Annotated in this window: 17 protein-coding genes; 12 read left to right on the top strand and 5 right to left on the bottom strand. The window is 68.7% G+C overall.

Annotated features, from left to right (window positions below; genetic code table 11):
* The 11 genes from F464_RS0113505 to F464_RS0113455 all read left to right on the top strand — a co-directional run bounded on the left by F464_RS0113505 (position 1) and on the right by F464_RS0113455 (position 18099).
* On the top strand, positions 1–330 hold the full coding sequence (locus tag F464_RS0113505) for a hypothetical protein (RefSeq protein WP_018990356.1): 330 nt from the start codon (positions 1–3) through the stop codon (positions 328–330).
* Between the two features lie 148 nt (positions 331–478).
* The gene (locus F464_RS0113500; protein ID WP_040395101.1) at positions 479–2680 is read left to right on the top strand and encodes a TonB-dependent receptor family protein; all 2202 of its coding nucleotides are present in this window, start codon (positions 479–481) and stop codon (positions 2678–2680) included.
* A gap of 116 nt (positions 2681–2796) precedes the next feature.
* On the top strand, positions 2797–3219 hold the full coding sequence (locus F464_RS0113495) for a hypothetical protein (RefSeq protein WP_018990354.1): 423 nt from the start codon (positions 2797–2799) through the stop codon (positions 3217–3219).
* Positions 3220–3353: 134 nt separating this feature from the next.
* The gene (locus F464_RS0113490; RefSeq protein WP_018990353.1) at positions 3354–7397 is read left to right on the top strand and encodes an EAL domain-containing protein; all 4044 of its coding nucleotides are present in this window, start codon (positions 3354–3356) and stop codon (positions 7395–7397) included.
* Between the two features lie 83 nt (positions 7398–7480).
* Complete coding sequence (locus F464_RS0113485; RefSeq protein WP_018990352.1) at positions 7481–8431, top strand: chitosanase; 951 nt, start codon at positions 7481–7483, stop codon at positions 8429–8431.
* 205 nt (positions 8432–8636) lie between these two features.
* Complete coding sequence (locus tag F464_RS0113480; RefSeq protein ID WP_018990351.1) at positions 8637–9431, top strand: caspase family protein; 795 nt, start codon at positions 8637–8639, stop codon at positions 9429–9431.
* A gap of 60 nt (positions 9432–9491) precedes the next feature.
* Positions 9492–15275: a CHAT domain-containing protein gene (locus tag F464_RS0113475; RefSeq protein ID WP_018990350.1), complete on the top strand. Its 5784-nt coding sequence runs from the start codon at positions 9492–9494 to the stop codon at positions 15273–15275.
* 134 nt (positions 15276–15409) lie between these two features.
* Positions 15410–15979: a carbonic anhydrase gene (locus tag F464_RS0113470; protein WP_018990349.1), complete on the top strand. Its 570-nt coding sequence runs from the start codon at positions 15410–15412 to the stop codon at positions 15977–15979.
* 149 nt (positions 15980–16128) lie between these two features.
* Positions 16129–16569: an Hsp20/alpha crystallin family protein gene (locus tag F464_RS0113465; protein ID WP_018990348.1), complete on the top strand. Its 441-nt coding sequence runs from the start codon at positions 16129–16131 to the stop codon at positions 16567–16569.
* Between the two features lie 13 nt (positions 16570–16582).
* A complete protein-coding gene (locus tag F464_RS0113460; RefSeq protein WP_018990347.1) occupies positions 16583–16963 on the top strand; it encodes an Hsp20/alpha crystallin family protein in 381 nt (126 codons plus the stop codon).
* Between the two features lie 314 nt (positions 16964–17277).
* Positions 17278–18099 carry a mechanosensitive ion channel family protein gene (locus tag F464_RS0113455; RefSeq protein ID WP_018990346.1) on the top strand — a complete coding sequence of 274 codons (822 nt, stop codon included), beginning with the start codon at positions 17278–17280 and terminating at the stop codon, positions 18097–18099.
* Between the two features lie 13 nt (positions 18100–18112).
* On the opposite strand, the gene F464_RS0113450 is transcribed toward F464_RS0113455, so the two are convergent.
* The 5 genes from F464_RS0113450 to acsA are packed head-to-tail and all read right to left on the bottom strand — an operon-like array spanning position 18113 to position 23316.
* Positions 18113–18364, bottom strand: coding sequence for an acyl carrier protein (locus F464_RS0113450; RefSeq protein ID WP_018990345.1), 252 nt, complete (start codon positions 18362–18364; stop codon positions 18113–18115).
* Between the two features lie 36 nt (positions 18365–18400).
* Positions 18401–19570 (bottom strand): dihydrolipoamide acetyltransferase family protein, encoded by a 1170-nt coding sequence (locus tag F464_RS0113445; protein ID WP_018990344.1) that lies wholly within the window; start codon positions 19568–19570, stop codon positions 18401–18403.
* A complete protein-coding gene (locus F464_RS0113440) occupies positions 19563–20546 on the bottom strand; it encodes an alpha-ketoacid dehydrogenase subunit beta (RefSeq protein ID WP_018990343.1) in 984 nt (327 codons plus the stop codon). Before F464_RS0113440 ends, F464_RS0113445 begins: the two co-directional genes overlap by 8 nt.
* Positions 20543–21553 carry a pyruvate dehydrogenase (acetyl-transferring) E1 component subunit alpha gene (gene pdhA, locus F464_RS0113435; protein WP_018990342.1) on the bottom strand — a complete coding sequence of 337 codons (1011 nt, stop codon included), beginning with the start codon at positions 21551–21553 and terminating at the stop codon, positions 20543–20545. The genes F464_RS0113440 and pdhA overlap by 4 nt, the downstream gene beginning before the upstream one ends.
* Positions 21550–23316 (bottom strand): acetate--CoA ligase, encoded by a 1767-nt coding sequence (acsA, locus tag F464_RS0113430; RefSeq protein WP_018990341.1) that lies wholly within the window; start codon positions 23314–23316, stop codon positions 21550–21552. The genes pdhA and acsA overlap by 4 nt, the downstream gene beginning before the upstream one ends.
* A 419-nt stretch (positions 23317–23735) precedes the next feature.
* Here acsA and F464_RS0113420 point away from each other — a divergent pair, with 419 nt between their 5' ends.
* Positions 23736–24389 (top strand): COG3904 family protein, encoded by a 654-nt coding sequence (locus F464_RS0113420; RefSeq protein WP_026295979.1) that lies wholly within the window; start codon positions 23736–23738, stop codon positions 24387–24389.
* Positions 24390–24432: the final 43 nt, after the last annotated feature.

Below are 24432 nucleotides of genomic sequence, written 5' to 3'. Positions count from 1 at the left end.
ATGCTTCCGCGTGCCGATGACGCCCCTCGCCGCGAACGGCTGCCGCATCGCTGGCATGTGCTGCAGATGCTGCGGTCCATGCATGCGGGGCATCCGTTCATACACCTGTGGGATCTCTCCTGCCTCACGCATCTCGAAGGCGCGCCGATGGCGGTGCATTACTTCGGCTTTCTCGAACGCAACGGCTACATCGTGCCGTGCGCGAAGGAGGGGCCGCGGGCGCACTATTACACCTTGTCGTCCGATGGGGTTGCGCTTTACGAGGCCGGGGAGCGGTGGTGGCGCTCGTTGCGCTGGCGGCAGAAGTATCTGGTGATCTGGCACGGCTGAAACGGCGCGGGGCGGCGGTCTGCGTGGGCGATCTCATGATTTTCTGTAGGGCGATTCCGCGGACTTATGGACGCGGGACTGTGCGCGGATCCTTAAAGTTGGTACAAACGCCAGACGCGGCGTACTCCAACTGACAGGATCCGGAATCATGTTCGCTTCCACCCCCAGCTCGCGCGCACCCTCCCTGCGTACCCGCCTTCGACCCCGTCTTCGTCCCCTTCCGCTGGCCTTGCTCGCCTGTGTGGGGGCGTCCCACGCGCTTGCCGCGGAGCCGACCCCGACCCTGAACCCGGTGGTCGTGACGGGCAGCCGCGTCGAGGCCGCAAGCTTCGACCTGCCCTTCTCGGTCGATTCCGTCGACATGCAGGCGGTGCAGGCGGGCAATCTCGGCGTGAATGCGTCCGAAGCGCTCGCGGGGGTGCCGGGGCTGGTGGTGCAGAACCGCCAGAACTACGCGCAGGATCTGCAGATTTCCGTGCGCGGCTTTGGCAGCCGGGCGGCTTTCGGCGTGCGCGGCGTGAAGCTGATCGCCGATGGCATTCCCGCCAGCACGCCGGACGGTCAGGGCCAGGCGGCGACTTTCAACCTCGACACGGCCGAGCGCATCGAGGTGATGCGCGGGCCCTTCTCCACCGTGTATGGCAACCATGCCGGGGGCGTGATCCAACTGTTCTCGCGCGACCCGAAGGGGGCGCCGATGGTGCGCGGCGGGGTGATGGGCGGCTCGTGGGGCACGAGCAAGGTCGACATCGGCGCGGAAGGCGAGCAGAACGGCGTCGGCTATGTCGTGGATGCATCACGCTTCGATACCGACGGTTACCGCGATCACAGCGCCGCGACGCGCGACCAGCTCTTCGGCAAACTGCTGTTCCGGCCCGATCAGGACAGCAAGCTGACGCTGGTGGCGAACGCGCTGCGGCAGGACGATACGGACGATCCGCTGGGGATCAAGTGGGAGACGTTCAAGGACGATCCGCGCGACGGCGAAATCGACCAGAACGACACGCAGACGCCCAAGCGCACGGTCGCGGAACGGTTCGACACGCGCAAGAGCATCGACCACCGCCAGGGCGGCGCGACGTACGAGCGTCGCTTCGGCGCGGGGCGGCTACAGCTCTCCGCCTATGCGGGCGAGCGCAGCGTGATCCAGTACCAGGCGATTCCCCGCGGGCCGCAGCTGGCGGCGCGCCATTCAGGCGGCGTGATCGATTTCGACCGCGACTTCCACGGCCTCGGCGCACGCTGGACTCATACGCTTGCGGCCGGCCCGGGCGAACTAACGCTCACGGGCGGCGTCGACTACGACCGCTCGGAGGACGCACGCAAGGGCTATCAGAATTTCCTTGCCAGCAGTCCCAACGTTTTCGGCGTCAAGGGCGCGCTGCGCCGCGACGAAACCGACACCGTGACCAGCCTGGACCCGTATGTGCAGGCAAGCTGGAAACTCGAAAAGTGGACGCTGCAGGCCGGCCTGCGCCACAGCGACGTGAAGTTCGAGGTGGACGACAAGTACATCGTGGCGGGCAACCCGGACGACAGCGGCGACATCCGCTACCGCAAGACGACCCCGGCGCTGGGCATCGTCTACCAGTTGAGCCCCGTCGTGAACCTGTACGCGAGCGCCGCGCGCGGCTTCGAGACGCCGACGCTGACGGAACTGTCTTATTCCGGCACCGGCCCCACCGACGGTTTCAATTTCGGACTGAAACCCGCCACCAGCAAGCAGTACGAACTCGGTGCGAAAGCCTTCGTCGGAGAGAACACGCGCATGAACGTCGCGGTGTTCGAGATTCGTACCAAGGACGAGCTGGTCGTCGATTCGGCAGCCGGCGGGCGCACGGTGTTCAAGAATGCCGGATCGACGCTGCGCCAGGGCATCGAGCTCGCGGCCGACACGGAGTTCTCGCGCAACTGGCGCGGAAAGCTGTCGGTGACGCGCCTGCACGCGATCTACGACGAAGCCTTCGTCACGGGCACCGGCGCGACCGCGAAGACTGTCGAGGACGGCAAGCGCATCCCCGGCATCCCCGCGCTGTCGGCCTACGCCGAGCTGGAATGGAAGCCGCGTGAAGGCCTGGCAACCGCGCTGGAAGTCCTGCACCGCGGCAAGGTCTACGTCGAAGACACGAACACCAAACACGCCGCACCGGCCTACACGCTGGCGAACCTGCGCCTGACCGCCGAGCAGCGTTCGGGGCACTGGACCTTCCAGCAGATGGTCCGCGTGGATAACCTGTTCGACAAGGAACACGTCGCCTCGGTGATCGTCGGCGACGGCAACGACCGTTTCTATGAACCCGGCCCCACCCGCAGCGTGTACGCGGGCATCAAGACGAGCTACCGATTCTGACCGGCACCGCACTCCTCCTTCGCGGCGTCCTCCTTCGCTGCGAGCGCTTCCGCCCTGCCCGGCTCGTCCGGGCGGGGCTCGTTTTTTTCGTCACGGCCCTGCTCCTGGCAGGCGCCGTGGCACGGGCTGCGGACGACATCGTCGTGCGCGAACTGCAAGCGCTCGCCTATGCGGACGCCCGCGCGGCGCTGCTCGATGCCTTCGTCGACGAGGGGCTGGCGCCGCCGGCGGTGAGTCCGTTCGGCGACATGCTGGCGCGCACCGCGCCGGATCTGGGCCACCGGGCGGATTTCTACGGCGAGGCGGAGATTTTTTCCTTCTGCAGCGCACAGGTCTCGGGCCGCATGATCGGCGAGGACGTCCGCAACATCGCGCTGTGCCCGATGACGGTGGCGCTGTACACGCTGCCCGGCCGGCCGCGCACGGTGTTCCTGGCCCTGCGCCCGCCCGCGCTGCAATCGCCCGCCGGCGAATTCGCACGCGCCCTGCTGCGCCGCATCGTCGAGCGCACGATCGACAACGCCGGTCTGTCGCGCTGATCGCCGCCCGTTGCGGCCGGCAGCCCCCGTTCCGTAAAAAATTGGGTGCCCGATCGGCATTTCTACATCTCTCGGTCGCCTTAATACGTTAGATTTGACGAGATCGGTCGGTCCCCCAGCGAATCAGGTGGCGTGTGAAAGCTCCGCAGCTCAACCGGGTCGTGCTCATCGCGTACGCCGCAGTGATCGGGCTGGCGGGCTTCGGCTTCTACGAACTGTGGTCCTTCCGCGTCGCTGCGGCGCTGCGCCTTTCCGGCGAGAACCTGCAGGCGATGGGCAGTGCGCTCGACGCCACGGCGAAATCCGCCACGGACCACGTCGCGATCCTGCGCGTGGAGGCGGAACGTGCGCTGCGCGACGAGGTCGTCCATGGATACAACCCGATGCGCAAGGCGTTCGCGGTGTTCCCCGAGCCGGGTCTGTTCGCGACGACGCACCTCCCCGATGACGTGCCGCCCGGCCAGGGCGCCTATGTCTTCGGGCGCGGCGACCCAACAGCCTTTCCCGCGCCGATGGAACGCGAGATCAAGGTGGCGCTGCACCTGATCCCGGTGTTCCAGCGCGTGCGCGAGAACGTTCCGCAGGCGGCCTGGGTGTATTACACGTCGCGCTCGGGCTTCGTCAGCATCTACCCGCTCGATGCTCAGTGGAAATACCTGTCGTGGCACGACGAGATGCTCACGCATCCGGTCGTCACGCGCGCCGCACCGGAAGACAACCCGGAGCGCCGCATACGCTGGAGCGAGGCCTACGTCGACGAAGCCGGCAAGGGCATGATGAGTTCGGTGACGGCTCCCGTTTACGACGAAACGGGCCGTTTCCGCGCCATCGTCGCGCTCGACATCACGCTCGCGACCCTGAATGGCTACCTCGCCGGTCCGGGCATGGAGATCGGCCGGATGTTCGTCGCCAACGAGCAGGGCCAGCTCATTGCCGACCCCGGGATCGTGAAGCCGGACGATTCCGAAGTCAGTCTCGTCGACCGCACGCTGCCGCGCGAGCTCGCCGGCGGCCTTCGGCAGCTCGTCGATGTCTCGAAAACCGGCTACGGCGAGCACGGGGGCTGGCTGCTGGCGGGTGTGCGCCTGAACCACGCGCCGTGGACGGTGTACCACGTGGTCGACCGTTCCGCACTCGGATGGACGACGCTCGTGCACATGCACGTCGAGATCATCGCGATGCTGCTGATCGCGCTGGCCGGGGTGCTGCTGGAACAGCGCCGCCGCGCAGCACACCGGCTGCGGCTGTACCAGGCGGCGGTCGATGCGAGCACCTCGGGAATCATCGTCACCGACCGCTCCGCGAAGATCGAATACACGAACCCGGCGTTCTCGCGCATCACCGGCTACCCGGCGCGCGAGGCCATGGGGCAGACGCCTGCGCTGTTCCGCTCGGGCGAGACTCCGCGCGAGGTGTACGAGGACCTGTGGACGGTGATCCTGCGGGGCGAAAGCTGGCAGGGCGAGCTCCTCAACCGCAGCAAGAACGGCGAACTGTACTGGAGCGACCTGCGCATCGCGCCCATCCTGTCCGCCAGCGGCGAGCCGCAGCAATTCGTCGGCGTGATGAACGACGTCTCGGCGCCGAAGGAGGCGATGCAGGCGCTGGTCGACAGCGAGTCCTACAACAAGACGCTGTTCGAGCATTCGCACATCGCGCAGGCGATCCTGGACCCCGACACGCGGCGCTTCATCGACTGCAACGATGCGGCGGTGGCGCTGTGCGGCTACCCGGACCGGCGCAGCATGATCGGCCGGTCCCCGCTCAGCCTGTCCGCGGCGAAGCAGCCGGACGGACGTCCTTCGGGCGAAGCCGGCAACGATCAGCTCGCGCGCTGCCTGGATACGCGCGTGAACGTGTTCGAGTGGCGCAACCGCCGCCCCGACGGCGAGGAATGGGACGCTGAAATCCGCTGCATGAGTTTCCGCCATCGCGACCGCACGCTGCTGCAGCTCAGCATGCAGGACATCACCGGGCGCAAGCGCATCGAAACGCGCATGAAGCAGGCGATGGTGGTGTTCAGCGCGTCGAGCCAGGGCATCATGACCACCGACGCGAATGCGGTGATCACGGCGGTCAACCCGGCGTTTACCGCGATCACCGGCTACGCTGCCGAGGAGGTACTGGGCCGCCGGCCGTCGCTGCTCGCTTCCGGGCGCCACGACGAAACCTATTACGCCAACATGTGGGATTCGCTGACGCACCAGGGGCGCTGGGAGTCCGAGATCTGGAACCGGCGCAAGAACGGCGAGATCTACCCGCAGTGGCAGACGATCTCCGCCATCTACGATGGCCGCGGCGCCGTCACCGGCTACATCTCGCTGTTCAACGACATCACCCAGCGCAAGCAGCAGGAAGAGGCCATCTGGCGCCAGGCCAACTTCGACGCGCTGACCGGACTCGCCAACCGCAGCCTGCTGCAGGACCGCCTGGACCAGACGATGACGCATGCGCGGCGCAACCGCACCCGCGTCGGCCTGCTGTTCCTCGACCTCGACGGTTTCAAGTGGATCAACGACACGCTGGGGCACGACACCGGCGACGAACTGCTGGTCGAAGTCGCACGCCGCCTGACCTTCTGCGTGCGCGAGCAGGACACCGTGGCGCGCTTCGGCGGCGACGAGTTCACGATCGTGGTGAACGACCTCGCCGAGCCCGACGACCTGAACGCGATCGCCGAAAAGATCGTCAGCGTGCTGCGCGATCCGTTCCATCTGCGCGGCATCCAGCATCGCATGTCGGGCAGCGTCGGCATCACCGTCTACCCGGACGACGGCGAGGATGTGCAGACGCTGTTCCGCAACGCCGACATCGCGATGTACAAGTCCAAGCAGGGCGGCAAGAACCGCTTCCAGTTCTACGCCCGCGACATGCAGAGCGACGCGCTGGCGCGCATGAAGCTCGAAGCGGACCTGCGCACCGCACTCGAACGGCAGGCCTTCTCGCTGCACTACCAGCCCATCGTCGATGCCGACAGCGGCGAACTGATCGGGGCAGAGGCGCTGATACGGTGGACCCACCCCGTGCGCGGCCCCGTGTCGCCGCTGGAGTTCATCCCCGTGGCCGAGGACAGCGGCCTCATCATCGGCATCGGCGAATGGGCGCTGCGCGAGGCCGCGCGCCAGTCCCGGGCATGGCGCGAACGGGGACACGGTACGCTGCGGCTGGCGGTTAACATGTCCGGCGTGCAGTTCCGCGAAGCCGGGCTGCCCGACCTGATCGCCGGCGTGCTGGCCGAATTCGGCATGGACCGCGGCAGCCTCATGGTCGAGATCACCGAGTCGGTGCTGATGGGCGGCAGCGAATCGATGGAGGCGCGCATGCGCGACATCAAGGCGCTGGGCATCGGCTACGCGCTCGACGACTTCGGCACCGGTTTCTCCTCGCTGTCCTACCTCAAGCGCTTCCCCGTCGACATCGTCAAGATCGACCGCAGCTTCATCAACGACTGCCCGGATGACCGCAACGACGCGCACCTCGTCGAGGCCATCATCAACATGGCCCACAGCCTGGGCCTGCACGTCACCGCGGAAGGCGTCGAGACCGACGAGCAGGTGACCTTCCTGCGTGAGCTCGGCTGCGACTTCCTGCAGGGCTACCTCATCGGCAAGCCGCTGCCGCCCGAGGAATTTGAGGCGATCCTGCAGAAGCACTTCCTGCTGCCCTCGACCGACGATCTCGGCCCGGAAGAGTCGCGCCTGCTCACCGCATTGCGCCGCGACGACCTCGACATCGACGCGTGGCTGCGCCGGCTGCTCGGCGAACGATCGCCCGACCTGGCCGCGTTCCTGGAACGGGAAGGCTGGAAGCGGCACGGCCTGGACCTGAAGCAGGCGATCGAAGCCCACCTCAGCTGGCGCAAGCGGCTCAACGCCTACGTCAGCGGACGATCCGCCGCCGACGCGCTGGAGGATTCCGCAGCCGCTTCGGTAAGCCTGTGCGAGCTGGGCCAATGGATAGCGGGCAACGACGCGCTGCCCGCCGACCGCCTCGCGCATCTCGCGCGCATGCACAAGGACTTCCACAAGCTGGCGGGCCAGATCGTGGCCGACTATAACCATGGCTATCAGGCCTCGGCACACCGCACGCTCGCCGGCCTCAAGTTCCGCACGGCATCGCGCGACCTGGTGATCGCGCTGATCGATTGTTTCGACGACCGTAGCGCCCCTGACGGCTGACCGCCGCGCCGCTTCCGGCAGCCAATGCAGGGCAGTAGCACCCCACATCCTTCACGAGTTTCCCCACGACAGGAGCCGAGCCCATGCTGACCGCCACGCAGAAGAAGACCGCCGAGAGCATCGTCAACCTTTTCGAGACCGGACAAGTGCTGGGCGACTACGGCATGGTCACGATCATCCGCGGCGATACCGGCCACCTCACCTACGGGCGCTCGCAGACGACGCTCGGTTCGGGCAACCTCGCCACGCTGCTGCGCCAGTACTGCTCCACGCCCGGCGCCGAATTCGCACCGCTGCTCGAGCGCTACCTGGCGCGCTTCGACGCCGTCGACCTCGCACTGGACAGCGACGGCGCACTGCACAACATCCTGCGCGCCGGCGCCGACGACGCGGTGATGCGCGACGTGCAGGACGCCTTCTTCGACGAGACCTACTGGCAGCCCGCGATGCGCGCGGCCGCGCGCGAGGGCATCGCCTCGCCGCTGGGCTGCGCCGTGGTGTACGACAGCTTCGTGCACGGCGCATGGAAGGCCATGCGCGACCGCTGCAACGCCGCGCATGGCAGCGTCGCCGATGCCGGCGAGCGGAACTGGGTCGCCGGCTATGTCGCGACACGGCGCGCCTGGCTCGGCGGCCACGCGCGCGCCGATCTGCGCCCGACGGTGTACCGCATGGATGCCTTCCAGCGTCTGATCGACCAGGGCTACTGGAACCTCGAACTGCCGCTTGTCGTGCGTAGCGCCGAGATCTCGCCGGCGACGCTGGCCGCCCTGCCCCCGGGCTGCTTCGACGGCCCGGCCCCGGGTTCGCGTCCGCTGTCGGTCGGCTCGCCGATCATGCGCGGGCTCGACGTGCGCCGCCTGCAGCTGGGCCTGTCGCTGCGCGGCGTGGACATCAAGGCAGACGGCCTCTTCGGCCAGACCAGCGCGCGCTGCATCAAGGCCTGGCAGACGAGGAACGGCCTGCCCGCCACCGGCGTCGCCGACATCGCCCAGGTCGCCCGCCTGTGCGCGTTCGATGACGTTACGGTTTGACAAAGTCGAGGTTTGACAAAGGGGTAAGCGGGCGCTACACAGATAGTTAAACAGAATAAATGCGCGGCGCCGCCCCGTCCCGGGAGCTGCAGCCCACATGCCCCGAAAGCAAGGTTGCGCCCCATTCCGCCCGCATCGCTCCGGCATGCGGGAGGCAGAGGCCGCCGCGGGAGGCGGGGATGCTCCACATCCGAAGGAGACTCTCATGGCAAGGCGCGCACTCTGCATCGGCATCAACAACTACCCCGGCACCGACAGCGACCTCTCCGGCTGCGTCAATGACGCCAGCGACTGGGCGACCGCCCTCACCGAACGCGGTTTTTCGACCAGCAAGCTGCTCGACTCGGCAGCGACCAAGTCGGCGATGGTGCAGGCCATCGACAGCCTCGTCACCGGCGCGGCGAAGGGCGACACGATCGTGCTCACGTATTCGGGCCACGGCACCTGGCTGCCCGACACCGACGGCGACGAACCCGACGCCCGCGACGAGGCCTTGTGCCCGTGGGACATCGACAGCGGCAACGTGCTGCTCGACGACGAACTGCACGACCTCTTCAGCCGGCGTGCCGGCGGCGTGCGCATCGTGCTCATCTCGGACAGCTGCCACTCCGGCACCGTCACGCGCGGCGACGAAAGCGACCTCGATCCCGGCATGCCGCGCGCCCGCTTCCTGCCCCCGGCCGTGTGGATGAAGCGCAACGCGCTGCCGGCAGACACGACGCGCCCGGTGCGGCTTTCCGGCGGTTTCACGCGCGCCGGCGGCGACCTGCTGCTCGCGGGCTGTCTCGACACCCAGTTCAGCTGGGACACGAGCTTCAACGGCCGCCCCAACGGCGCCTTCACCTTTTACGCGCTGAAAACGCTGAAGAACCTGCCCGCGACGGCGACCTACGAGCACTGGTTCAGGGACATCCGCAACTACCTGCCTTCCACCCGCCTGCCGCAGGATCCGCAGATCTTCGGCACCCGCAGCGCGCGCCGCTTCAAGGTCTTCGCGTAACGCCCGGCGCCGGCCCGTCGACGGCCGGCGCGTCCTTCCCCACCGCCGCAGGAGGCACGGATGCCGGCACCCCGCAAACCGGGCGAACTCGTCCTTCACCTGCCGGGCGCGCCGCGCGAAGCCGATACCCTGCCCGCAGCGCTCAGGGTCGGCACGCGCGCCGCCGCTGCGGCCCCCGATCCCTTCCTCGACGGCGTCGTCGCGGTGCAGGCCGCCTTTGCGCTCACCGCACCCGGCCGCGATGCGGCTGCCGCGACCGACGCGCGCTTGCGCGAGGACAGCCTCCTCGCGCTGGAGACGAACGACGGCACCACCGTCTTCATCCGCGCCGACAAGCTCCGCGAAGACCTCGCACGGGTGCGCCCCGACGCCGTGCGCGCCGACGGCTCGATCGACTTCGCCGCCCTGCGCGACCCGGCCGCGGCCGCACGCGGCATTCCCGACTGGCTGTGGTCGGGTGTGTCGGTGCTCACGCTGGGGCACGACGCGATCGCCGACGCCGCGCGCGACAAGGCGCTGGAATGGCTGCAGGACTGGCTGGGCGAGCGCAGCGAGGATCTCGCCGCGCCCGGCGCATCGTGGCTGGGCACCAAGGCGCTGATGTGGGCGATCGAAAGCCGCCTCGCGGGCGAACCGGGGCTCTACCAGTGGCGCAACGGCGACGGACTGGCGGGATCCGACCGCTGCGCCGCCAACGATCCGCGCCTCGCCGCGATCGGCGACGGGCCGACGCTGCTCTTCATCCACGGCACGGCCTCGCACACGCTCGGGAGCTTCAAGGATCTGCGCGCCGGCAGTGCGGCCGCCGACTGGGAACCGCTCGCGCGCCGCTTCGGCGAGCGCATCTTCGGCTTCGAGCACCGCACCTTCTCCGAAAGCCCGATCGACAACGCGCTGCAGCTCGCCCGCACCCTGCCGGCCGGCGCCCGCCTGTCGGTCGTCACACATTCGCGCGGCGGTCTCGTCGGCGACCTGCTGTGTCTCGCCGGCCTGAGCGACGACGCCATCGCCGCCTACCGCCACGCGCCGCCATCCAACGCGGGCGAATCCGAACGCGAAAAACACCTGCGCGACCTCCTCACCGCGCGCGAGCAGGACACGCTGCGCGCACTGCGCCAGGAGCTCGCGGACAAGAATTTCCGCATCGAGCGCTACGTGCGCGTGGCCTGCCCGGCGCGCGGCACGACGCTGCTCTCCGACAACCTCGACCTGTTCCTGTCCGGGCTCCTGAGCCTGACCGCCCGGCTCGTCGGCGCGGTGACCGGCCCCGCCGGCGGCGCTGTGCTGTCCGCATTCAAGCGCATCGTGCTGGAGATCGCCGACAAGCGCCTCGATGCGCGCCTGGTGCCCGGCATCGAGGCGATGCTCACGGACGCGCCGATGGGCCCGCTGCTCGCCAACGCTCAGCGCAAGCAGGGCATCGCGATGGCCGTCATCAGCGGCGACATCCAGGAAACCGGCGTGCTCAAGCGCCTCGGCGTGATGTTCACCGACTGGATGCTGTTCGACCGCCACGACAACGACCTCGTCGTCGACACCGACTCGATGTATGCCGGCCTCGCGATGCGCAACGAGGCGCGCTACATCTTCGACCAGGGCGCCTCGGTCAATCACTTCAGCTACTTCGCCAACCGCCACACCCGCACGGCGCTGCGCGACTGGCTCACGAGCAGCGATCCCGCTGCCCTGCCCACCTTCAGCGCCATCGCCCGCCGCCGCGAACCCGGCGCCGCCGAGGCGCGCGACCGCGCCGCCAGCCGGGCCGCCCTGCGCGAGGCGCCGCGCCCGGACAGCCGCCCGGTGGTGATCTTCCTGCCGGGCATCATGGGTTCGCACCTCGAGCTGCGCAAGGAAGGGCGCAAGCCCGGCGACGGCGACCGTGTGTGGTTCGACTTCCTCGACCTCGCGACCGGCGGGCTCGCCAAGATCGCGATGGACAAGGCCGACGTGCGCGAGGAAGCGCTGTTCGACATGTTCTACGGCGAGCTTGCCGAGCACCTCGAAGCGACGCACACCGTCATCCGCTTCCCCTACGACTGGCGCAGGCCCATCCATGCCCCGGCCGGCGCCGCCGAGTGTCTCGCCCACACGCTGGAACAGGCGCTCAATACGCACCCCAGCCAGCCGGTACGACTGCTCGCGCACAGCATGGGCGGCCTCGTGACCCGCACGATGATCGCGCAGCGTCCCGACCTGTGGGCGGAAGTCGTGCGCCGCCCGGGTGGACGGCTGGTGATGCTGGGCACGCCCAACAACGGCTCGCACCTCATGGTCGAGACCCTGCTCGGCAAATCCGGCACGATGCGCCAGCTCGCGCGCATGGACCTCGTCCACGGCATGCAGGGGGTGCTCGACATCGTCGCGGGCTTCCCCGGTGCGATGCAGCTGCTGCCGCGCCCCGGTTTCGCCGACGCCGGATCGACGCTTCACGACGATTGGCTGCTTGCCCCCATCTGGCCTGAAGCCGCCAAGGCCAACCGCGACCGCTGGTTCGGCGACGGCATCGGCGGGCAACCGGACGCCGCCACGCTCGCCGCCGCCCGCGGACTGTGGGAGACGGCGCTCGCGACGAACGACGCGCCGCAGCCCGTCGAGCGCGTCAGCTACGTCTTCGGCCAGGCCGAGAACACCCCCTGCGGCACCACGAACGAAGGCGGCCGGATCAAGTTGCTCGGCACCCCGCAGGGCGACGGCTCGGTAAGCTGGGCGTCCGGCCGGCTCGCGAACCTGCCGGCCGAGCAGTACTGGTACATGCCCGTCGACCACGGCGCGCTGACCGGCACCGAGGAATACTTCCCTGCCGTCGCGGACCTGCTGCAGACCGGTACGACGAGCCGCCTCGGCCGCCTGCCCGCCGCCCGCGGCACGGCCGCTCCGACCGCCGCCTACGACGCCCCGCCGCCCGTGCTGCCATCCGAGGAAGAACTCGCCTGCAGCCTCGTCGGCACCCGCCCCCGCCGCCGCCGCCCGGTATCCGCGATCCATCCGCTGCAGATCTCGGTCAGCGCGATGGACCTGCGCTTCGCGCGCCAGCCCGTCCTGTGCGGCCACTACCTCGGCGATGCGATCGCCGGCGCCGAGGCGGCGATCAACGACGCGCTGGTCGACGGCGCCCTGCGCCAGCGCGAACGGCTCGGCGTGTATGCAGGTGAAATCGGCTCGGCGGCCGTCGTGCTGCAGGCGCGCAGCCGGGAAGACCGCCTGCACGGCACCGGGCGCGGCGCCGTGATCGTCGGCCTGGGGCGCTTCGGCGAGCTGTCCACCGCCGACGTCGTCGAGACCGTGCGAGCCGGCGTGCTGCGCTACCTGCTCCATTCGCACGACCGCCAGGGCACCGAGGGCGACGCCAACACCGAACTCACGCTCGGGAGCCTGCTGATCGGCTACAACTCCACCGCCCACATCAGCGTCGACGACTCCATCGAATCCATCGTGCGCGGCGTGCTCGCCGCCAATCGCCAGTTCGCCGAGGCGATGCCGCTCACGCGGCTGCGGGTCGCGCGCCTCGACCTGATCGAGCTGTTCATGGACACCGCGATCAGCGCCGCGCGCGCGATACGTCACCTGCCCGCACGCATGACGGGTGACCTGCGCCGACTCGAGTCGCGCATCGAAGTCGCCGAGCAGCTCAACGAGGGCGAAGGCGCCCGTCCGCGCCTGTCGGTGTCTGCCCCCTTCGGCAATTGGCCGCACATGATGGTCACGGCAGACGGTTGCCCCGCAGACGCCGCCGCACCGGTCCCGGAGGGCGGCAGCCGTGCCATTGCCACGCGGCTGAAGTACGTCTTCCTGTCCGAACGCGCGCGCGCCGAAAGCATCCTGCAGCAGCGCCAGCCCGGCCTCGTCGAGGCGCTGGTGCGCAACGCGATCACCCAGGACCGCTACAACGCCGACCTGTCGCGCACGCTGTTCCAGCTGATGGTGCCGCTGGATTTCAAGGCGGCTGCGCGCGAAGCCGAGCAGCTCGTCCTGGTCGTCGACGGCTACACCGCGAACCTGCCGTGGGAGATGCTGCAGGCCGACGAGCAGCCGATGGCGCTCAACACGGCGATCGTGCGCCAGTTCGCCTCCGCGCGCTTCCGCCGCAACCCGCTCAGCATCACGCGCAAGCTCGCGTGCGTGATCGCCAACCCGTCCACGCACGGCTATTACGCCCAGTTTGGCGCCCCGTCACGGCCGCTGCCCGCGCCGCAGGACGACCATCTGCCCGACCTGCCCGGCGCGGCGGCCGAAGGCGCGGCGATCCGCGACCTGCTCGGCGAGTGCGGCTACGAGCTCAGCTACGGCGAAGGCCTGGAAGCGCTCGACGTGTTCGCGCGCCTCTTCCGCCAGCCGTGCAAGGTGCTCGTCATCGCCGCCCACGGCGTGTTCGAGGTCACGGCGCGCGACGGCACGCAGCGCACCGGCGTCGTCCTGTCCGACGGCATGCTGCTGACCGCCGCCGAGGTGTCGCAGCTCGAGGTCGTGCCCGAACTCGTCTTCCTCAACTGCTGCCACCTCGGCGCGATGTCCGTCTCGCCGGACACCGCGAACCGGCTCGCCTACAGCCTCGCGCGCGAACTGATCGAGATCGGCGTGCGCTGCGTGGTTGCGGCCGGCTGGCAGGTCAATGACGACGCCGCCCGCGTCTTCGCGACGAGCTTCTTCGAGAGCTTCGTGCGCAACGGCGAGCCCTTCGGCTCCGCCGTCTTCAGCGCGCGCAAGAGCACATGGGAGGAGTTTCCGCAGTACAACACCTGGGGCGCCTACCAGGCTTACGGCGATCCGCATTACATGCTCGAAGCCCCGGCGGACGACGGCACGACGCGGGTCCCGACCGACATCGTCTCGCCCGTCGACCTCGCTGACGCCTTCGCCCGCCTGCGCGTCAACCTGTCGCACAGGGCGCGCGGCCTTGCCGACGTGGAGCGCCAGATCGCGGCCATCCTCGCGCATGTCCCTGCCGCGTGGAAGGATCTGCCCGAAGTGCAGGCCGCGATCGGTGCAACCTACGCCGAACTCGGCCCCGACGGCTTCGAACGCGCCAGCGCCGCCTATCGCACCGCGCTCGCCGGCGAGGACCGCAACGGCCGCGTGCCCGTGCGCATCGTCGAGCAGCTCGCCAACCTCGAAGCCCGCATGGGCGAGACGCGCGGCGACGCGCCCCTGATCGAATCGGCCATCGCGCGCCTCGAAAACCTCATCGCCCTGGCGAAGCCGATGCCTCCCGGCACGATCCTGCCGCCCAACGCCGAACGCCGCGCCCTGCTCGGCAGCGCGCTCAAGCGCGAGGCGGCGGTGCTCGCCGCGCAGGACAAGGACTGGCCGACCGTGCGCGCGGTGGTCGCGCGCGCACGCGATGCCTACGCCGGCGCCGAGGGCAGCCCGGGCGATGTGGGTTTCGACCCCTACCTGATGATCAACCGCCTGCAGCTCGACTGGCTGCTCGTCGAGCCCGGCGACGCCACCGCGCAGCAGCGCGCGACGGAGCAGGCATCCATGTGCGCCCAGGCAGCGCGGGCCCTGTTCGCCCGCAGCGGCGACTTCCTCGACGCCGTGAAGCCTGCCGACGCCGAACTCGCTGCGCGGCTGCTCGCGGGAGTCGGCGCCGACGACGCTCCGGCCCTTGCGCGCATCTACGAGGAAGCGATCGACAACGTGCCGCCCAGCGCGCGCAAGTTCGACTCCGTCGTGAAGCAGATCTGCCTGCTCGCGCGCCTGGCCGGCTTGCGCGGCCACCCCTACGATGCGACGCACGCCCGCGTGCTGGGCGAACTGGCGCGCAGCCTCGGGCAGCAGGACTGCCCCGGGCTCCTGCCGCCTGCACACACCAGAAATCCCAAACGCATCAAGAAAAATAAGTAACAAACCTTTCGCATCAACGGACTGGCGATATCGACCAATGCATATTAAATATATTTAATGCATATCTCCAAAGTTTGCAGAGGTATAACATTTCGCCCGCCTCCATCCGAACCCAATCAAAAGAACATAGAACAATGGACACTCACCACCACTGCAACTGCAAGCACGCCCCGGGCGAAAACCACTCCGGCGCCCGTCGCAACTTCCTCACGCGCGCCACGCTCGCCGCCGGCGTCGCCCTGCTCGGCACCGCCGCGCCGAGCGGCCCCGCGCGGGCCGGCGGCCACACCGACATCTTGCTGCTCACCTGCATGGATTTCCGCCTCATGGACAGCGTCGAGCAATACATGGCGGGCCGCGGCCTCACGCACAAGTACGACCACATCGTGCTCGCGGGCGCCTCGCTGGGTGCGCTGACCGACAAGTATCCGGCCTGGAACCGCACCTTCTGGGATCACCTCGCCGTCGCGATCCAGCTCCACGACGTGAAGAAGGTCGTCGTCATGGATCATCGCGACTGCGGCGCCTACAAGGCGATCCTCGGCGAGGACCTCGCGCCGGATCCCTTGCGCGAAGCCGACGTGCATCGCGACCATCTGGATCGCCTCGCCGCTGCCATCAAGGACAAGCACCCCGGCTTGCAGGTCGAGACCCTGTTGATGGCGCTCGACGGATCGGTGGAGGCGCTCGGCAACTTCGCCTGAGCATCCCCGTCCGGGAGCCGCCATGCGGCTCCCCGCCTCCTTCGGCGCCGGCGATCGGCGTGTGGACTTGAAGTCCCGCCGACCGCCTCTATATCGGGAGTCATGGGTGTTGCATGCGGATACCCGTCCCTGTCCGATGGAGGATCATGATGTTCTACCGATCAGTGTTTCCCCGCGATCTGTTGTCCGAACTCGATCGTCTGCAGCGCGAGATGCAGCAGTCGTACGAGTTCTCCCCCAGCATCCGCGGACTCGCGCGTGGCGGCTTTCCTGCGATGAACGTCGGCAACACGCCGCATTCCGTCGAGATCTACGCCTTTGCGCCCGGCATCGACCCGGCGACGATCGCCGTGCAGCTCGAAAAAGGCGTGCTGACGATCGCCGGCGAGCGCGCGAGCGTTCTGCCACCCAGGGAAGCCAATGCCACCGTGCATATCGAGGAGCGCTTCTCCGGACGTTTCCGCCGCGTCGTGACCCTGCCCGACGACGCCGACCCCAACGCCGTGAGCGCGAAGTACCGCGATGGCGTGCTGCACGTCAGCGTCCAGCGCCGGCAGGCCGCCCAGCCGCGCCGCATCAGCATCGAATGACGAGGAACCGGACATGAACGACAACACCAACGTCACCCGCAAACCCGACACCGCCGCCAGCGACATGGCGCTGCTGCCCCCCGTCGACGTCATCGAGGATGCCGGCGGGATCACGCTGTATGCCGACCTGCCGGGCGTGCCGAAGGACAAGCTGAACCTGCTGGTCGAAGGCGACACGCTGACGATCGAGGGCGAGGTCAGCCTCGAAGCGCCCGAGGGCATGGAGTCGTCCCACGCCGAAGTGAGCCTGCCGCGCTACCGCCGCATGTTCACGCTGTCGAAGGAACTCGACGCGAACAAGGTCTCGGCCGAGTTCAACCAGGGCGCGCTGAAGCTGCGTATCCCGAAGGCCGACCACGCGCAGCCGCGCAGGATCGAAATCGCAGTGATGTAAGGTTTTCTCCGCGAAGACTTCCCCCCACGAAGACTTCCCACACAACGCCGGCCCGGCCCGGGTGAGCAATCGCCCGGCCCGGGCCGGAGTCATGTCTACGCTCCGCGCGCGCTTCCCGCCCGCGTGCGCCGCAACGCATGGCCGACCATGCACCCGTCCCATGACGCTGTCGCATCCGCAGCAGACAAAAGGTTCATGACCGATTACCGTGCATTTGCAATATTTACGGTCTAGCCTTATCGCATGACGCGCCTGACGTCACCGGCCTTCCCACACTCGACTCCGCATCCCATCACCCGACCTGGAGCATTGCCATGGAACCGATGGACACCTACCGCCAACTCGCCGCGACATATGTTGCCGACGTCGGATTGAAGATCCTCGCCGCCATCATCTTCTGGATCGTCGGCCGCTGGCTGATCGGACTCGCCGGACGCCTGCTGCAGCAGGCGATGGAACGCCAGAAGGTCGACCCGACGCTGATGCGCTACGTCGGCAGCTTCCTGTCGGTCACCCTGAACATCATCCTGGTCGTCGCCATCCTCGGCTACTTCGGCGTGCAGACCACCACCTTCGCCGCCCTGGTCGCCGGTATCGGCGTCGCCATCGGCGCCGCCTGGGGCGGCCTGCTCGGCAACCTCGCCGCGGGCATCTTCGTCGTGGTGCTGCGCCCGTTCAAGGTCGGCGACTTCATCAGCGCGGGCGGCGTCGTCGGCACCGTGAAGGAAATCGGCCTGTTCGCGACCGCGATCAACACCCCCGACAACGTCATGACCCTGATCGGCAACGGCAAGGTGTTCGGCGACACGATCCAGAACTTCACCGCCAACCCCTACCGCCGCGTTGAACTGAAGTGCCAGCTCGCCAGCAGCGCCGACCACCTCACGGCGATGCAGCTGCTGCGCGAAAAACTCCTCGCCGTACCGAACGTGCTCGCCGATCCCGCACCGGAGGTCGACATCCTCGAGTTCAACCTCGTCGGCCCGGTGCTCGCGGTGCGCCCCTTCTGCCACAACGACCACTACTGGCAGGTGTATTTCGACGGCAACCGCGTGATCCGCGAGACCCTTGCGGCAGCGGGCTTCCCGGCGCCGATGCCGGCGCAGGTGATGATCATGCAGCAGCCGGGCGTCTGAACACCTGGCGGCGCTAGCCGAGCTTCGCGCGCAGGTAGTCGAGCAGGTTCCCCAGCGTCACGAGGCGGCCATAGTCCGCCTCGGGGATGCTCACCTTCAGCTGCTCGCTGATCCCGATCAGGAAGTTGAGCCAGTCCATCGAATCGAGGTCGACCTGCTGGCGCAGTGGGCGGTCGTCGCGCAAGTCGTCCGCCTCGACCTCGGGCGCGATGCCGCGCAGGATCGCGATCACGTTCGCCCGCAGCTCAGGATATTTCTCGGACATCGCCTTCCCCTTGTTTGTCCCTGTCGCCCTTCCCCATCACAGCTCCTCCGGCCGCTGCAGGCACTCCCGCAGCTCGGCGAGGAACAGCGCGCCACGATGTCCATCCGACACGCGGTGGTCCGCCGCGAGGCTCGCGACGACCGTCGGCGTCACAACCAGCGTGCCGTCCTCCACCCACGGCCGCTCCATGATGCGGCCGAAGCCGACGAGCGCGACCTGTGGCGGGTAGATCACGCCCATCACGGATTCGACGCCCTGCTCGCCGAGGTTGGTCACGGTGATCGTCGGATCGGACATCTCCGAGCTGCGTAGCGAGCCGGCACGCGTGCGCTTCACGAGATCGGCGAGCTCGCGCATCAACTGGTCGAGCGGTTTGCTGCCGACATCATGCAGCGCAGGCGCGATAAGCCCGCCCTGGCGCAGCGAGATCGCGACGCCGATGTGCGCGGCCGGCACCGACTCGAAACGGCCGTCGCGGAAGAAGCCGTTCATCTCCGGATACTGCGCGAGCGCAGCCGCAACCGCCTTGAGCTGCAGCACCGCCATCAGCAGGCGCCCGGTGATCGGCCGCCCCTCGTTCACCTGCGCAAGCCACCGCTGCGCGCGCGCCATCGGGATCGTTTCGACGAGGTAGTAATGCGGGATCTCGCGCTTCGAACGGCTCATCGCCGCGGCGATCGCGCGGCGCATCTCGGCGTTCCTGTCGGCCTCGGGATGTGCCACCGGGACGGTTTCGGCGGATTTCGACGCGCCGGGCTGCGCGGCGGCCTCGACATCCGCAAGCGTCACGGCACCGCCCGGTCCGGAGCCCATGAGTCGCGCGATATCCACCCCGAGCGCCTCGGCACGCCTGCGCGCCGCCGGCGAGATGCGCTGGCGTGCGGCCTCCGAGGCGCCGGGGGCGGCAGCAGGCGTGAGCTTTCCGGCCCGTTCGCCGGCACTCGCGGCGCCCTCCGGTGGCGGCTTTTCGCCTGGCTCGAGCAACGTCGCCAGCACCGTGCCGACGGGAATCCGCTCCCCCGGTTCGACCAGCAGCTCATGCACGACGCCGTCCTGCCAGATCTCCACATCGACCGCCGCCTTCGAGGTGTCGACGATCGCGACGACCTGGCCCTTGCGCACGGTGTCGCCGGGCTTCACCTTCCATTCGATGAGCTTGCCCTCGTCCATGTCGGCGCCGAGGGAGGGCAGCGTGAAGTCAAACATTCAGTACCTCCCTGACCGCAGCGACGATCTTGGCCGCCTGCGGCAGCGCGGCGTCCTCCATGTGCTTGGCGTAGGGGATCGGCACTTCCTCGCTGCACACACGCACCGGCGGCGCGTCGAGATCGTAGAAGCAGCGCTCGACGATGCGCGCCATCACCTCGGCGGCGAGGCTGCCGCTGCGCCAGCCTTCATCGACGATCACCGCGCGGTGCGTGCGGCTCACCGACTCGGCGATGGTCTCCGTATCCAGCGGACGCAGCACGCGCAGGTCGAGCACCTCGACGTCGATGCCGTCGCGCGCCAGTTCGTCCGCGGCCTCCAGCGCCTTCGGCAGGCTGCCGCCGTAGGTGATCACGGTGAGCCGGCTGCCGGGGCGGCGAATCGCCGCGCGCTCGATGTCGCACCGCCAGTCCTCATTTGGCTCATCTCGCAGTTCGTCTTCCGTGTTGTAGAGCTGGGCGTGCTCGAAGATCACGACCGGGTCCGGGTCGGCGAGCGCCGGCGCAAGCATGCCGCGGGCGTCGGCGATGGTCGCCGGGGCGAGCACGCGGATGCCGGGAATGTGCGCGTACCAGTTTTCCAGGCTGTGCGAGTGCTGGGCCGCGAGCTGGCGCCCGGCGCCGGTGGCCATGCGGATCACCAACGGCACCGACACCTGCCCGCCCGACATGTGGCGCAGCAACGCGGCGCTGTTCACGATCTGGTCGAGCGCGAGCAGGCTGAAATTCACCGTCATGACCTCGACGATGGGCCGCATGCCGCCCAGCGCCGCGCCGATGCCGGCGCCGACGAAACCGAGTTCGGAGAGCGGCGTGTCGCGGATGCGCTCGGGACCGAATTCGTCATAGAAGCCTTTCGACACCGCATAGGTGCCGCCGTAGCGGCCCACGTCTTCGCCCATCAGGAAGACACGCGGATCGCTGACGAGCGCATCGTGCAGCGCCTGGCGCATCGCCTCGCGGTAGCTGACCCTCATGACCGCCCTCCCGGTGTCGTGACGTCCCGCAGCAGGTCCTCGACCGGCTCCCACGCTGCGGCCTCGGCGAACGCGACCGCAGCGGCAACCTCGGCCTCGGCCGCCGCGTCAAGGTCGAGGAAGCCATCCTCGCTCAGCTCGCCCGCCGCCTTCAGTTGCGCGGAGAAACTGTGGATCGGCCCGCGCTTCTTCCACTCCTCGACCTCGGCCTTGTCGCGGTACAGCTCGGGGTCGAACATCGAGTGCGCGCGGAAACGGAAGGTGCGGAATTCGACGAAGAAGGGGCCGCCCTCCTCGCGCACCTGCTGTGCGGCGCGACACGTCGCCTCATGCACCGCCCGCACGTCCATGCCGTCCACCTTCAGCGTCGGCACTTTGTAGCTCGCAGCCTTCACGCACAGCTCGGTCTGGGATTCCGAACGGTCCAGCGCGGTGCCCATCGCGTACAGGTTGTTCTCGCACAGGAACAGCACCGGCAGCCGCCACAGCGCGGCAAGGTTCATGCCTTCGTGGAACGCACCCTCCGCCACCGCTCCCTCGCCGAAGAAGCACGCCGTCACGCGGCGTATGCCCTGCATGCGGTCCGCGAGCGCGAGCCCCACCGCCAGCGGCAGGCCGCCGCCGACGATGGCGTTGCCGCCGTAGAAGCGCCGCGCGGCGTCGAAGAGGTGCATCGAGCCGCCGCGCCCGCGCGAGCAGCCGGCCGCCTTGCCGAACATCTCGGCCATGATCGCGTCCATCGGCACGCCGCGCAGCAGCGCGTGGCCATGCTCGCGGTAGGTCGCGACGACGTTGTCGCCGGCGTCGAGCGCGTGCATCGCGCCGGTCGCGCAGGCCTCCTCGCCGATGTAAAGGTGCAGGAAGCCGCGGATCTTCTGCGCGCCGTAGAGCTCGGCGCATTTCTCCTCCATGCGGCGGATGCGCAGCATGTCGGCGAGCAGCCGATGCGCGAACGGGCGCTCGGGCATCCCTGTCACGGCCTCCGTCATGTCGCCCGTCTCGTTCATGCTCCGGCCTCCAGTGTCGACGTATCCCCTTCGGGCAGCCCCAGCTCGCGCGCCTTCAGCAGCCGGCGCATGATTTTGCCGCTGCGCGTGCGCGGCAGCGTTGTCGCGAAGTCGATCTCCTTCGGCGCGACGGCAGCGCCGAGCTTCTTGCGTGCGTGCGCGAGCAGCTCCATGCGCAGCGCCTCGCCCGGCTCGAAGCCCTTCTTCAGCGACACGAAAGCCTTCACGATTTCGCCGACCATCGCGTCCGGCTTGCCGATCACGCCCGCTTCGGCGACCGCGGGATGCTCCATCAGCGCGCTCTCGACTTCGAACGGGCCGATCAGGTGGCCGGCCGACTTGATCACGTCGTCCTTGCGCCCGACGAACCAGAAGTAGCCGTCGGCGTCGCGCCGCGCCAGGTCGCCGGTGAGGTACCACACGCCCGAGAAGCACTTGCGGTAGCGTTCCTCGTTGTTCAGGTAGCCGCGCAGCATGGCCGGCCAGCCGCGCAGCAGCGCGAGTTCGCCTTCGACGTCGGGCTCCTCGATGACCTCGACGAGGCCGTCCTTGCCCTCCCGCACGATGGCCGCCTCGACGCCCGGCAGCGGCCGGCCCATCGAGCCGGGCTTGATGTCCAGCGCGGGCAGGTTCGCGATCATGATCCCGCCCGTCTCCGTCTGCCACCAGTTGTCGTGGATCGGCAGGCCCAGCACCTCCTTGCCCCACCACACGGCCTCGGGGTTGAGCGGCTCGCCGACGCTCGCGACGAAGCGCAGGTCCGGGAATTCGAAGCGCTGCGCGAGCTCCGGCCCCGCCTTCATCAGCATGCGGATCGCGGTCGGCGCGGTGTACCACACGCTAACCTTCTGCTCGTGCAGGATGCGGTACCAGCGCTCGGCGTCGAAATCGCCCTCGTCGACGATGGAGGTCACGCCATGCAACAGCGGCGCGATGATGCCGTAGGACGTGCCAGTGACCCAGCCGGGGTCGGCCGTGCACCAGAAGACGTCGTCGGGATGCAGATCGAGCGCGTAGAGCCCGGTCGCCCAGTGCGTCGCGACCGCGCCATGCACGTGCATCGCGCCTTTCGGCGTGCCGGTCGTGCCGCTCGTGAAGTGCAGCAGCGCGAGCTCGTCGGGGCGCGTCGGCACGGTGGGGAAATCGTCCGAGGCCGCGGCCATCAGGCGCCCGAGGTCGTGCGTATCAGGTACGTCGGTGGGCGTGCCGTCGTCGGACACCACCAGCACGTGGCGCAGCGTCGTGAGTTGGCTGCGGATCTTCGCGACCTTGCGTTCATACAGCGACTCGGTCGTGACGAGCACCGCGCCTTGGCCGAGGTTCAGCCTTGTCGCGATCGGCTCCGGCCCGAAGGCCGAGAACAACGGCGACACCGCACAACCGGCGCGCAGGCCGCCAAGCACTGCGGCGTAGAGTTCGGGGATGCGCCCGGTGAGCACGAACACGCGCTCGCCGCGCACCACATCGAGCCCGCGCAGCACGTTGGCGAAGCGTGCCGTGAGCGCCGCGAGATCGCCGTAGCTGAGATCGCGCACCCCTCCGCCCTGGCCGAGGAAGCGGAACGCCAGATGGTCGCGCAGCCGCCCGCCCGCGTGGCGCACGACCGTCTCGTAGGCGATGTTGAGCGCCCCGCCGGGCAGTCCCGCCAGCGCCTCGCGCGCGAGATCCCACGAGAAGGCATGCCGCGTCGCCTCGTAATCGACCAGGTTCGGCCGGGTCCGAAGCTCTGCCGTCGTCTTGCGAATGATCGACGTCCGTTCCATCACTCCCTCCCCCGTTCTCTGCGGATTTCTGTTCAGCCCTTGATGCACACTGGCGGCTCATCGCCTCGCCGGCCGCCCTCATGTACCGATCGCACGGGCCGGACCGAAGCGCGCCCCTTCACCGCGTGCTCCTGTCATGCTCAGCATAGCCAATAGCGGCCCGCATGGCTCACACATCGACCACACATTGCGCAAGCCGGACGCCGTCATCGGCGTCGACATTCAGCTCGAAACGCGAGAACAGCATGCGCCGCACCACTTCGGGCGGGCGCCCCTGCTATGATATTTTTGTAAGCCGGCAATCCGGTACATGAAGTCTGCCCGGACACGTCGTTCCTCCCCCTCAAGGCGGGAGCCGGCGTTCGGCACTCGACCCGACACCACGTCAACTTGCCGCAGACCACCAGGAGAGAGCCCTCATGCACGTCCGCTTCCCCCGGCATCTCCTTGCCGCCGCCGCGACCGGACTGGTCGTCGCGGCCTGTGGCGTTGCCCCGACCGTGGAACCGAAGGCGGATGCGAAGGCGGATCATTTCACCTACCAGGGCGGCGACGTCGCGACCGCGCAACGCGGCACGGACTGCGAACTCGCGCTGCGCGGCGCACTCACACCCGCCGCCGTGTCCTCGCTGCGGCTTGCCAGCGACGCGCTCGCGAAGCGCTCGTGCCAGGGCAAGACCGTGGTCCTCGATCTTGCCGACGGCAGCGTCGGCGCCGCGATCACCGTCGGCTCGATGCTGCGCAACCGTGGTTTCGACACCCGCATCGCCTCCGGCAGCACCTGCCACACGCTGTGCCTGCTCGTCTTTGCCGCGGGCACCCGACGCGAGATCGCCCCCAATGCGCGGCTCGGCTTCTCGCAGATTCCGCCCGACGAGGACTTCGGCCGCGCGAACTGCGACACCGAACTCGACAACCGCCAGATGCTCAACCTCGCCCGCTACCTGCGCGCGATGCTGCCCGGTCTGACCGCCGACTACATGCTGCAGCAGATCCGCGCGACCGACTGCCGCAGCGTGCGCCCGCTGCCCGCGAGCGACGCCGTCACGGCAGGACTCGCGACCAAGGGCTAAAAAGGGGGGAAGACCCGGCCCGTGCGCGCCGCTACGGACCTCG

Origin of the sequence: Aromatoleum toluclasticum ATCC 700605, assembly GCF_000378245.1 — a bacterium.
In the GTDB taxonomy this organism is placed as follows: Bacteria; Pseudomonadota; Gammaproteobacteria; order Burkholderiales; family Rhodocyclaceae; genus Aromatoleum; species Aromatoleum toluclasticum.
The sequence above is the reverse complement of the archived record's forward strand: the minus strand, read 5'-3'. Positions and strand labels throughout refer to the sequence as shown.